Source organism: Kitasatospora sp. NPDC048286, from assembly GCF_043201735.1.
GTDB lineage: Bacteria > Actinomycetota > Actinomycetes > Streptomycetales > Streptomycetaceae > Kitasatospora.
The window spans coordinates 710,793-723,415 of sequence record NZ_JBICZE010000002.1 but is presented as its reverse complement, the minus strand read 5'-3'; the positions used below and the strand labels follow the sequence as shown (position 1 = coordinate 723,415).

Annotated in this window: 7 protein-coding genes and 1 tRNA gene; 7 read left to right on the top strand and 1 reads right to left on the bottom strand. The window is 73.4% G+C overall.

Going from position 1 to position 12,623, the window contains the following annotated elements; all coding sequences use genetic code 11:
* The first annotated feature begins 297 nt into the window (after positions 1-297).
* From ACGF13_RS07590 to ACGF13_RS07560, 7 genes are all read left to right on the top strand, one after another.
* Positions 298-370, top strand: a tRNA-Ala gene (locus ACGF13_RS07590).
* A 98-nt stretch (positions 371-468) separates the two neighbouring features.
* Positions 469-1,764, top strand: a complete 1,296-nt coding sequence (locus ACGF13_RS07585; protein WP_392869899.1) for a hypothetical protein — start codon at positions 469-471, stop codon at positions 1,762-1,764.
* 387 nt (positions 1,765-2,151) lie between these two features.
* Complete coding sequence (gene leuS, locus ACGF13_RS07580) at positions 2,152-5,043, top strand: leucine--tRNA ligase (RefSeq protein ID WP_392869897.1); 2,892 nt, start codon at positions 2,152-2,154, stop codon at positions 5,041-5,043.
* Between the two features lie 387 nt (positions 5,044-5,430).
* Entirely contained in the window at positions 5,431-6,237 is an 807-nt protein-coding gene (locus tag ACGF13_RS07575; protein WP_392869895.1) for a hypothetical protein, read from the top strand.
* Positions 6,238-6,371: 134 nt separating this feature from the next.
* Complete coding sequence (locus ACGF13_RS07570; protein ID WP_392869893.1) at positions 6,372-7,217, top strand: DegV family protein; 846 nt, start codon at positions 6,372-6,374, stop codon at positions 7,215-7,217.
* A 176-nt stretch (positions 7,218-7,393) separates the two neighbouring features.
* The gene (locus ACGF13_RS07565; RefSeq protein ID WP_392869891.1) at positions 7,394-8,413 is read left to right on the top strand and encodes a helix-hairpin-helix domain-containing protein; all 1,020 of its coding nucleotides are present in this window, start codon (positions 7,394-7,396) and stop codon (positions 8,411-8,413) included.
* Positions 8,414-8,484: 71 nt separating this feature from the next.
* Entirely contained in the window at positions 8,485-11,247 is a 2,763-nt protein-coding gene (locus ACGF13_RS07560; RefSeq protein WP_392869889.1) for a ComEC/Rec2 family competence protein, read from the top strand.
* A 56-nt stretch (positions 11,248-11,303) separates the two neighbouring features.
* Here the strand turns inward: ACGF13_RS07560 and ACGF13_RS07555 are convergent, their stop codons facing one another.
* Complete coding sequence (locus ACGF13_RS07555) at positions 11,304-12,011, bottom strand: hypothetical protein (RefSeq protein ID WP_392869887.1); 708 nt, start codon at positions 12,009-12,011, stop codon at positions 11,304-11,306.
* Positions 12,012-12,623: the final 612 nt, after the last annotated feature.

Sequence of the window (12,623 nt, the reverse complement as noted above, 5' to 3'; positions counted from 1 at the left end):
GTTTCGGGCGCTCGGTGTTCCGGCCTCGGCGGTCCGGCCTTCCGCTGGCGGCTGTCGATCCCTGGGGGCGGTGACGGTGGCGGGGCGTGCACTGGTTGCCGCGCGCCCGGGGCGGGAGGCGTGCGCCCGGGGCGCGGGGGCAGGGCATCGGGGCGCGGGAGGTGGGGCGCCCGGGGCGCGTGGTGCGGGCCTCGGGGAACGGATTTCAGGAGCACGCCCCGGACCGTGTAAAGTAGTCGATGTCGCCGAGGGAAACGGCCGGAAACAACCGGGAACCACGGTGACATCGCAGGTCAAGGGGCTATAGCTCAGTTGGTAGAGCGCTTGCATGGCATGCAAGAGGTCTGGGGTTCAATTCCCCATAGCTCCACAGCAGTCGAGAGCCGCCTCCCGGAATCGGGAGGCGGCTCTTCGCCGTTCTGCCCCCGCCACCGGTCGCAGAGCCCCGAATCCCGCTACCGTCGTGCCATGGCCGATCTGGAGCGAAGGCGGAACGAGGAACTGGCCCGGATACTCCACCAGCTCGGCTGGAGTCCGGAACGGCTCGCCCGTGAGGTGAGCCTCGCCCTGCCGCCGGGCCTCGCCATCAGCTCCACCGCCCCGTACAAGTGGCGCGACCGCGGCATGGTGCCGCGCAGCCCGCACGACCAGGCGGTCTGTGAGGTACTCAGCCGCACCCTCGGCATCGCCGTCACCTACGAGCAGCTCTGGGGACGGATGGGCGGCCACCGCGGCGCCAAGATCCTCTCGCCCCGGCTGCTCACCGACCCGTGGACCGCCGACACCGCCCAGACCGCGCTGCGCGAGGCCGCCACCGACGCCGGACCGGTCCGCCTCACCGACCTGTTCCGCAGCGCCGACCTCGACCAGGCCGCCGCCCGCCTCGACTCCCCGCCACCACCCGTCGGCGGCGGGGAGGGCGCACTGCGCGTCGAACCCGGGCTGGCCGGCGAGCTCGGACTGTCGTACCGCAGCAAGCAGAAGCTCGAACGGGCCTGCGGCGGCGGCCTCGTCCTCGGCCCCGTCCGCGCCGAACTCGCCATGCTGGCCAAGCTGTTGGAACTCGGCGCGTACGACGAACGGCTCGGCCGCGAGCTCTACGGCACGGCCAGCAGACTCGCCCGGCTGGCCGGCTGGGCCGCGTACGACCTCGGCCACGACGCGGCCGCCCAGCGCGCCTTCGTCGCCGCGCTGCGCGCCGCCCACGTCAGCGGCGACCCCCGGCTCGGGGTCCCGGTGCTCGGCGCGTTGGTCGTGCTCGCCACCCAGGGCACCGGCGGGCGCGGGCTGGACGCCGTCTCCGCGCTCGCGACCGCCCTGGACACCCACGGCGCCGCGCTCGGCCCCACCGCCCGGGCCCGCCAGTACGGCCGGCTCGCCCGCGCGTACGGCCGCCGGGGCGAGGCCGAGCAGGCCGAGGCCGCCGCCGCCCGGGCCTTCGCCGAACTGGACGGCCTGCCCGGCGCCGAGGAGGCCCGGGCCGCCCTCGCCGGGATGGTGGGGGAGGGGCGGCTGGCGCTCGGCCAGCACCGGCTGGCCAAGGTGCTGCTCGCCGAGGCCGTGGCCGGGCTCGGGCCGGGGCGGGCCCGCTCCAAGGCGCTGCTGATGGTGAGCCTCGCCGAGGCCCACCGCAGGCTCGGCGACCAGCGGGAGGCGGCCCGCACGGCTTCGCTGGCGCGCTCGGCCGCGGCGGGGATGCAGTCCGAGCGGCTGGCGAAGGCGCTGCGGGACTTCGACGCGGCGGGGCGGGCGGTGGCGCGGTAGGGCGGGGCCGTGCTGCCGGGGCCCACGGCCCCGCGCGCCCTCCGTGGGGGCCCCTGCGGGCCTCCGTACCGGCCCTTGCAGGCGTCCGTACGGGCCCTTGCAGGCGTCGGTACGGGCCCGTGGGCCTGCGTGCGGCCACCCCGGCGGTGTACCCCGCAGCCCGTCGAGCGGCTTGCGGTACCCTGAGCCCATGCGAACCGTGCGCCTGCTCCTTAGCCGGCCGCGCTGACCAGGACCGGCTGCGCCCTCGGGCGGTGCCGGAGTCGGCGTGGCGTCCCCTCCTGCGAGGGGATTTTTTGTTTTCCGCCCCCGACCCCGTCCCGGGCCGGGTTTCGGGCCGGCCGCCTGTGCGGTTCGCCAACTGACATCGATGGAGCTTGAAGGACCATGAGCGAGACGACCCCTGCGTCCGGCGCGGCCGAGACCGCGACCGAGCCGTTCCGGTACAGCGCCGCGCTGGCGGCGGAGATCGAGTCCCGCTGGCAGGACATCTGGGAGAAGGAGGGCACGTTCCACGCCCCCAACCCCACCGGTGCGCTGGCCGACCCGGCGGCCGGCGACGTCGCCGCGAAGCCGCACAGCTTCATCATGGACATGTTCCCGTACCCCTCGGGCGCGGGCCTGCACGTCGGCCACCCGCTGGGCTACATCGCCACCGACGTCTTCGCCCGCTACCAGCGGATGACCGGCCACAACGTGCTGCACACGCTGGGCTACGACGCCTTCGGCCTGCCCGCCGAGCAGTACGCGGTGCAGACCGGCACCCACCCGCGGGTCTCCACCGAGGCCAACATCGCGAACATGCGCCGGCAGCTGCGCCGGCTGGGCCTGGGCCACGACCCGCGCCGCTCGATCTCCACGATCGACCCGGAGTACTACCGCTGGACCCAGTGGATCTTCCTGCAGATCTTCAACTCCTGGTACGACGAGGACGCCCGCAAGGCCCGCCCGATCACCGAGCTGGTCGCCGACTTCGAGTCCGGCGCGCGTGAGGTCCCGGGCGGCCGCGCCTGGGCCGAGCTGTCCGGCGCCGAGCGCGACGAGGTGCTGGGCGAGTACCGGCTGGCCTACGCCAAGGAGGTGCCGGTCAACTGGTGCCCCGGCCTGGGCACCGTGCTGGCCAACGAGGAGGTCACCGCGGACGGCCGCTCCGAGCGCGGCAACTTCCCGGTGTTCAAGTCCAACCTGCGCCAGTGGATGATGCGCATCACCGCGTACTCGGACCGGCTGATCGAGGACCTGGACCTGCTGGACTGGCCCGAGGCCATCAAGCTGCAGCAGCGCAACTGGATCGGGCGCTCCGAGGGCGCCCGGGTCGACTTCTCCGTCGACGGCGGGAAGATCACCGTCTTCACCACCCGGCCCGACACCCTGTTCGGCGCCACCTACATGGTGCTGGCCCCCGAGCACGACCTGGTCGACTCCGTCGTCCCCGCCGCCTGGCCCGAGGGCGTGCCCGCCGAGTGGACCGGCGGCGCCGCGACCCCCGCCGAGGCCGTCGCCGCCTACCGTGCCACGGCCGCCGCCAAGTCGGACGTCGAGCGACAGGTCGAGGCCAAGGTCAAGACCGGTGTCTTCACCGGCGCCTACGCCGTCAACCCGGTCAGCGGCAAGTCCGTGCCGGTCTTCATCGCCGACTACGTGCTGATGGGCTACGGCACCGGCGCCATCATGGCCGTCCCCGCCCACGACCACCGCGACTTCGCGTTCGCCCGCGCCTTCGCGCTGCCGATGCGCTGCGTCGTCGAGCCGACGGACGGGCGCGGCTCCGACCCGGCCGAGTGGGACGACGCGTTCGACACCTACGACTCCGTCATCGTCAACTCGGCCCGCTCCGAAGGCGATCTGTCGCTGTCCCTGGACGGGCTGAGCGTCGTCGAGGCCAAGGCCCACGTCACCGCCTGGCTGGCCGAGCGCGGCATCGGCGAGGGCACCGTCAACTACCGCCTGCGCGACTGGCTGTTCAGCCGCCAGCGGTACTGGGGCGAGCCCTTCCCGATCGTCTACGACGAGGACGGCGTCATGCACGCGCTGCCCGAGTCGATGCTGCCGGTCGAGGTCCCCGAGGTCGACGACTACTCGCCGCGCACCTACGACGCGTACGACGCCTCCTCCTCGCCGGAGACCCCGCTGTCGCGCAACGAGGCCTGGGTCAACGTCGAACTGGACCTGGGCGACGGCGTCAGGAAGTACCGCCGCGAGACCAACACCATGCCCAACTGGGCCGGTTCCTGCTGGTACGAGCTGCGCTACGTCGACCCGTCGAACTCCGCGGCGGTCGTCGACCCGGCCAACGAGCGGTACTGGCTGGGCCCGACGGAGACCAAGCCGGCCGGTGGCGCCGACCTGTACGTCGGCGGCGCCGAGCACGCCGTGCTGCACCTGCTGTACGCGCGCTTCTGGCACAAGGTGCTGCACGACCTGGGCCACGTCTCGTCCGTCGAGCCGTTCCACAAGCTGTTCAACCAGGGCATGATCACCGCCGACGTCTACCGCGACGAGCGCGGCTTCCCGGTGCCCGCCGCCGAGGTCGAGGAGCGCGACGGCCAGTACTTCTGGCAGGGCGAGCCGGTCAAGCGCGAGGCCGGGAAGATGGGCAAGTCCCTGAAGAACGCCGTCGCGCCGGACGACATCGCCGACGAGTACGGCGCCGACACCCTGCGCCTGTACGAGATGTCGATGGGACCGCTGGACGTCTCCCGCCCCTGGGACACCCGCGCCGTCGTCGGCTCGTACCGCTTCCTGCAGCGCCTGTGGCGCAACGTCGTCTCGGAGACCACCGGCGAGCTGGTCGTCACCGAGGAGGAGGCGGACGAGGCGACGCTGCGCGCCCTGCACAAGGCGATCGACGGCATCCGCGGCGACATGTCCGGACTGCGCTTCAACACGGCCGTCGCCAAGGCCATCGAGCTGAACAACTACCTGGTCAAGCGCGGTTCCACGCCGCGGACGGTGGCCGAGCAGCTGGTGCTGATGGTCGCGCCGCTGGCCCCGCACATCGCGGAGGAGCTGTGGCGCCGCCTGGGCCACGGCGACTCGCTGGCGCACACCGACTACCCGGTCGCCGACCCGGCGTACGTGGTCGACGAGACGGTGACCTGCGTGGTCCAGATCAAGGGCAAGGTCAAGGCGCGGCTGGAGGTCTCGCCGGGCATCTCGGACGCCGAGCTGGAGGCGCTGGCGCTGGCGGAGCCGGTGGTCGTCGCGGCGATCGGCGGGGCCGAGGTGCGGAAGGTGATCGCGCGGGCGCCGAAGCTGGTGAACATCGTCACCGGCTGAGTGCGGTCGTTGCCGCGGGGCTCTCGCGGGGGTTCCCGTGGGAACTCCCCGCAGGGGTCGTGCGGGGGCTGCCGCAGGGGCTCCTGAGGGAGGCTCTTGCGGGAGTCCTGCGGAGTTCTCGCCGGGCTTGATCGGGCGGGTGTCCTTCGGGGCGCCCGCCCGTCCGGCGTTTCACGGGGGTGTTTCACGGGGGCGCGAGGGGTGCTCGCGGGGGCGTTCGCCGTGGTCGGGGCCCTCGGGGAGATCCCGGATCTGACCCTGATCTCCGTCCGCGGGGGCCGCTCGGGCTGCCCTCGGGCGGCTTCCGGAGGCTACCGTGGAACCCTCGGCGATGCGGCCCGCGTTGGGCCCGGTGGGGGCCGGAACGACGGCGGAAGGTGGCGCGCGATGGACGTGTTCGGCGTGATGATCGGCCTGGTCCTGCTCATCGGGGTCGCGGTGATGGCGCTGGCCGTGGTCGGCACCGTCAAGGCCGCCAAGGCCGTCGGCGCGAAGATCGAGAAGCACGAGGCCAACGCCCGTCGGGCCGTGCAGACCGCCACCCTCAAGGCGAAGAAGTACACCACGGTCGGCCCGGCCGCGCAGATCGCCTCCGTCCGGCTCGGCCTGCGGACCTCGCTCGACGGCACCCGGCAGGTGCTGGAGAGCGGCCTCGCACAGGACGGCCAGCTCGGCGAGTCGCTGGCCCTGCTGAAGCGGCTCGACGAGCACGCCGACGAGCTCGACGGCGAGCTGCGGATGCTGGAGCGCGAGCCCGACACCGCGCGGATCGCCGTCAAGCTGCCCCAACTGCGCGAGCGGGCCGAGCGGATCACGCACTCGGCGGAGACCATGCGCTGGGCGGCGCAGGACCGGATGCACCGGTTCGCGGAGGACGAGCTGCGCCGGCTGAGCCAGGAGTGCGAGAGCGAGGCGGGGGCGCTGCGGCACTGGGTCGCGGGGGGCGGTTCCTCCGGGGGCGCTTCGGGTGGCTCGGGTGCTGGGCGTACTTCGGGGGCTGCGCGCTCTTCGGGGGCCGCGGGTGCGGCGGGCACGGCAGGGTCCGCGGGGGGTGCGGCTCGGGCCGGTCTGACCGACGGGAAGGGGCGTCCGAGCGCGGAGGAGCTGCTCGGGCTCGCCGATCCGCTGGCCAAGCTGGCGCAGCGGCTGCGCAAGCCCTCGGCCGGGCCTTCGACGGGGCCCTCGGCGGGCTGAGCCGGCGGCGCGCCGCGAGGCCTTCGACCGACGTTCGACCGAGGCTTTCGACTTTCGACCGGTGCCCGGGCCCGGCACCGCCGTCCCGGACCAGGCGCTGTCCTCCCGGACCGGCGGGGAGTAACCTCCGGCTCATGCCCTCCGACCTCGCGCTTGTCACCGATTCCACGGCCTATCTGCCGCAGGAGGCCCTCGACCGGCACGGGATCACGGTGGTCCCGCTGAGCGTCGCTGTCGGTGACTCCGTCCTGAGCGAGGGCGTCGAGATCTCCCCGAAGGACGTCGCCGAGGCGCTGCGCGGCAAGCAGCGGGTGACCACCTCCCGGCCGAACCCGGAGACCTTCGCCGCCACCTACCGGGCCGCCGCCGAGGCCGGGGCGAAGGGGATCGTCTCGGTGCACATCTCCGGCGAACTGTCCGGCACCGTCGAGGCCGCCCGGCTGGCCGCCGCCGAGGCGCCCGTACCGGTGCGGGTGGTGGACAGCCGACTGGTCGGGATGGCGCTCGGGTACGGGGTGCTGTCGGCGGCCGAGGCCATCGCGGCCGGACAAGGCCTGGCGGAGGTGGCCGAGGCGGCCGTACGGAGGGCGGCCGGGACCGGCGGGTTCTTCTACGTCGACACCCTGGAACACCTGCGCCGGGGCGGTCGGATCGGGGCGGCGCGGGCGCTGCTCGGCTCGGCCCTGGCGGTCAAGCCGCTGCTGCATCTGGACGGCGGGCGGATCGAACCGCTGGAGAAGGTGCGGACGGCGTCGCGGGCGATCGCGCGGCTGGAGGAGATCGCGGTCGAGCGGTCGGGGGAGCGGGAGGTCGACATCACCGTGCACCACCTGGCGGCGGAGGACCGGGCCGAACCGCTCGCGGAACGGCTGCGGGCCCGGGTGCCGGGGCTGCGGGAGCTGTACGTGGGCGAGGTGGGGGCGGTGATCGGCGCGCACGTCGGGCCGGGGCTGCTGGCGGTGGTGGTCGCGCCGCGCTGAGGCGGGCGGTGCTGGTGGTGGTGGGGGCGTGTCGGTGAGGCCCGTTGGCCGCTCAGTCAACTTCGAACGGTCTTGTCCACTCTTGTGAGTGACGCTTTTTGTCCACAACCCCCGGGTTATCCACAGGGTTTCGTCAATTTCCGCGCGCTCGCCCGAGGACTCCTACCGTCCTCGGCATGACGACCATGAGCCCGGGCGCGGCGAAGCGCCACGCGATCAACGAGACGGTGCGGCTGCGGATGGCCGCGCTGCTGCCGGTGGAGGACGAACCGGAGGGCAACTCGGCCGGCGGTTCGCCCGGGGCGGCCTCGCCGCCGACGGGGGCACGGGCGGCGGCCGCCACCGGGCCGCCGCCGTCGATGTCACCGTCGATGTCGCCATCGGCGGTGCCGTTGGCGTCAGCGGTACCGGCCGGAATGACGGTTTCGTCGGATGGGGGCGGCCTGCCGGACCCGGGCGAAGCCGTGCAGCCAGCGGAGGCCGGGGTACATCCGCGGTCCCGTTCGTTCCCCTCGTTCACCTCCGCGCTGGCGCTCGACCGGCGTGCGGTGGCCGGGCTGGCCATCCTGCTGCTGTTCGCGGTCGGCTACGCCGTGCAGCACTTCTGGCTGGCCCGCCCGCAGGCGATTGCGGTGCCCGCGCTGGCGGCGGTCGCGGCACCGGCGGGGTCCGATTCGTCAATCCCCGCCGACGCCTCCGCCGCCGATTCCAGGGCCGGGCCCGCGCCCGGAGCCTCGGCCGTCCCCGGTGCCGGGGCGGCGGCCGTCGTCGTGGACGTCGGCGGGCGGGTCCACCTCCCCGGCCTCCACACCCTGCCCGGCGGCTCCCGGGTGGCCGACGCGCTGCGGGCGGCAGGCGGTCCACTGCCGGACACGGACACCCGAAGCCTCAACCTGGCCCGTGTCCTGACGGACGGCGAGCAGATCCTGGTCGGAGAACAGCAGCCCGCTCCCGCCCCGGCCGCCGTGAGCGGCAGCGGACCTCCTGGGCCCGCCGCGCCCCGACCATCCGTCAGCCTCAACCGCGCCACGCTCGAACAGCTCGACTCCCTGCCCGGCGTCGGCCCCACTCTCGCCCAGCGCATCCTCGCCTACCGCACCTCGCACGGTTCCTTCCGCTCCCTCGACCAACTCCGGCAGGTCAGCGGCATCGGCGCCCGCACGTACGCGGAACTCCGCCCGCTGCTGACCCTCTGACGCTTCCACTGCTGTCGCCCCCCACACGCTTCCCCAGCCCGTTCCCCCAGCCATCGAAGGGAGGTACCGCCGTGTCCGTCGCCACCATGCCGGTCGGTCCGGCCGCCGCGCCCCGCTCTCCGGGAGCCGACTTCCGGCTGCTGCTGCCCGCCGTCTCGGCCTGGGCGGTCACGGCGGCGCTCCTACGGCTGGAACCGGGGTACGAGTCCCTCGTCCTCACCGCGGCCGGAGCTGCCGCGCTCGCGGCCGTCCTGCTGCTTACCCGGCCGGGGGCCCTGCGCCGGCGCAGGGCCGCGGCGACGCTGGCCGCCGTCCTGCTCACGGGCGCGGCGGCCGCGATCGCCACCCCGCTGTACACCGCCGACCTTCACCGGGGGCCACTACCGGCGCTCGCCCGCGCGTCCACGGCCGCCGGACCACGAGCACCGGGCGCGTCCGCCCCGGTGGTGGACGTGGAGCTGACCGTCGCCGGGGATCCGAAGATCCACACCTCCCGGGGCGGCACCGTCGGGGGGCAGAGGCTCCTCACCGTGGACGCGGTGGCCGACCGCGTCACCCTCCTCCCGGACGGGCGGAGCACCCGCACGCGTACACCGGTGACCGTCATGGTCCGAGGGGCGGAGAGCGAGCCCTGGCAGCGACTGCTCCCGTCCCAGCGGCTGGCCACGGAGGCCGAGGTACGGCCGGCGGGGGAGGGCCATGACAGCGAGTCCGCCGCACTGCTGGTCGTCCACGGTCCGCCCCGGCAGCTGGCCCCGCCGAGCCTGCCGCAGCGGATCGCCGGCCGACTGCGCGAAGGCCTGCGCGTGGCCACCGACGGGCTTCCCGCGGACGCGCGCGGACTCCTCCCGGGGCTGGTCGTCGGGGACACCTCTCGGCTGCCCGACGACCTCGACGATGCCTTCCGGGCCACCGACCTGGTCCACCTGGTCGCGGTCAGCGGGGCCAACCTGGCGATCGTCCTGGGTGCGCTGCTGGGCGCGCCCGGGCGGGCCGGAACCCCGGAGCGGCGCGGGCTGGCCGCGGTGCTGGGGCTGTCGCTTCGCACCGGTGCGCTGCTGGGCACCGCGCTGACGCTGGCCTTCGTCACCGTCTGCCGTCCTGAGCCCAGCGTGCTGCGGGCAGCCGGGACGGGGCTGATCGGCATGCTGGCCCTGGCCACCGGCCGTCCTCGCAAGGCGGTGCCCGCGCTCGCCGGAGCGGTCCTGGTGCTGGTCCTGCTGGACCCGTTCCTGGCACGCTCGTTCGGCTTCCTGCTCTCGGTGCTCGCCACCGCCGGGCTGCTCGTCCTCGGACCGCACTGGGCCGAGGCCCTGCGGGCCCGGCGCTGGCCGCACCACCTGGCGGGCGCGCTCGCGGCAGCGGCGGCCGCCCAGGCGCTGTGCGCTCCGGTGACGGTGGTGCTGTCCGGGCACATCAGCCTGGTCGGCATCCCCTGCAACCTGCTGGCCGAGTTGGCGGTGGCCCCGGCGACACTGCTCGGCTTCGGGGTGCTCGCCCTGCAACCGCTCTTTCCGGCCCTGGCCCGTCTGCTCGCGGAACCGGCCGGGGTGCCGGCTGGCTGGCTCGCCCTGGTGGCGCGCCGCGGCGCCGAGGTGCCGGGCGGCCAACTGGCCTGGCCGGGAGGGTGGTTCGGAACAGTGACGGTCGCGCTGGCCGTCCTGGCGGTCTGCTGGGCGGCGCCGCTCCTGCTGCCCCGGCGGTCGGAGCCGGGAAGCCCCGCGTCCAAGCGGCGGCGCTGGGCGCGGGCCCTGGTGACAGGGGCACTGACGGCGGTCCTGCTGGCCGTGCTGCTGCGCCCGCCACAACTCTCCCGGATTGCCACCGGCTGGCCGCCGCCGGGGTGGCGACTGGTGGTGTGCGACGTCGGGCAGGGGGACATGTTGGCCCTGTCGACCGGGGTGCCGGACAGCGCGGTGGTGATCGACGCCGGGCCGGATCCGAACGCCGCGGACAGGTGCCTGCGCGACCTCGGCATCACGACGGTGCCCTTACTGCTGCTGACGCACTTCCATGCCGACCACGTCGAGGGCGTGCCGGGGGTGTTGCGGGGCCGCAGGGTCGGCGCGGTCGAGGGCACCACGCTGGACGACCCACCGGGCGAGGCGGCCCGGGTGGCGGGTTGGGTCGCAGGTGCCGGTCTCCGATTGCTCAGAGCCAGTCGGGGTGAACGACGCTCGGCCGGCCGCGAGTTGGCCTGGGAGGTGGTGTGGCCCGTCCCCGACGCGGCTGTCGAAGCGCCGGGCCCGAACAACGCAAGCGTCGCATTGATGGTGTCACTGACAGGAGGACTACGGATGGCACTGCTCGGAGATCTCGAACCGCAGGCCCAGTCGGCGCTGTTGGGCCGGGTGGGGAGGGTGGACGTCATGAAGGTGGCGCATCACGGATCGGCCCACCAGGACTGGGACTTGGCGGGTGCCCTGCGGCCCCGGCTGGCCCTGGTCTCCTGCGGCGAGGGCAACCCGTACGGCCACCCGTCCCCGAGGACGGTCGACCACCTGCGCGCACTCGGCGCCACCGTGCTGCGGACCGACCGGGAGGGGGACATCGCGGTGACGGGCGACTCCCCGGCCACCCTCGGCGCCGCCGTCCACCCCCAGCCCACCCACGCGGCCCGCCACCCGCGCCACCACGGCGGGCCCGGCGGGAACGGCGGGCGCGCCCGTGAAGCCCACACCCCCGAAGCCCATGCCCACCCTGGGCAGACCCTTGCCGCCCCCCCGAGCCCCGCCCCAGTGACCCCCGCGCTCTCCTCCTCCCACCAACTTCCGTGGTCAGAACACCTAGGGCTGCCATCCCCCGTCCCAGGCGTCAGTCCCCCCGGCCTGTGAAGACCTATGCCGGTGGGCCGCCACCGAAGTCACGGCCCACCGGTTTGTGCTGGCTGTTATAGGTAGTAGTTGAACTGGGCGGGAGGTTCTGCGAGCCCGTCGCCCAGCGGCGACCCCTCGGCGCGCAGCTTGCCGATGAGTCCCCATCGGGTGTGAGGTGTCAACTGTTCGAAGACGGCGCCGTCAACCTCGCCCCTCATCAGCATGATCCTGGCGAGGCTCTCCCCGATGCGCCGACCGACGATTTCCGAGAATTCGTGGTCGGCATCAGCTGCCACCAATGCGGCAACAATCCGCGGATCGTCACCCCATTCTGGTATGTCGGTCGCTGCGTTTGACCGCGAGGTGATGTGGGCTTGATTGTCAGAGATCTCGCCGATCATCGCCAACATGCGGCCGTCCTCACTCAACGGCTTCACGCGGTGGAGCGCATCGAGAAATCCAGCCGGGGGCACGTATCCGTGCGCCTCAACGTAGTGCGTGATCATCGTGGGCGCGGCGTAGCTGAGTCCACTGTCTCCGTAGAGGTGGATTTCCCCGTCACCGCTCACATCCTCGCCCGGAGGGCACAGCTCACAGATATGGACTCCCATGGTCTGGCTGCGCGACAACTTCGCCTGAGACTTGAGCAGTACCAGCGACGATCGATCAACGACGCCGACGCCACCCTGCACCCCCATCTCGGCGCCGAGCCATCCGACGCACAACATGGGAACCGGATGCCGACGATACGTGTACTCCGACAGATCCGCTAGCTCCGGCATTCGCTACTCCCTAACGCTGGCACAGGCCAGCCAATAACATGTTCCGGCATTTTCCTGCAGCATTTCCGAGATTTTTGTCCGCTCATCGACGACCCTGGATCCGGTTCGATAGGCAAGCGGCAGCCCGTTTTGTGGATTTCGACCGAGAGGTGCCAAAGTAAAGTTCGGCACTATCTGCCCCTCGGTCCAACGTTCCTTCGCGGGATATGCATTGCTACCGCCTGCGAAGCCCAAGCGCTCGCCCACGCCCACCCTGGGCAGACCCCTGCCAGCTCCCGAGCCCCGCCCCAGTGACCCCGCGCTCTCCTCCTCCCACCAACGACGTGGGGCAGGGAATGGGGTAGGGGTTGTGGGAGGAGTGGAGAGGAGCGGGAGCGGGGCCAGCAGAAACGTTCTGGCGCGCTCCGGGCAGGCCCGGAGCGCGCCAGAGAAAAGCCACAAGCCCCAGGTGAAGGGCAGCCCGCAACCCGAAACCGGGTGCCGCGGGACCGCGCGAAGCCACGCGCGAAGCGGTTGCGGCGGGGGGGGGGGGGGGGGCCGCCCCCCCCCGCCCCCGCCCCCAACCAAGGTCGCCCGCGCCGGGCGGGGGGGCGCGGCGCCGCCCCCCCCCAG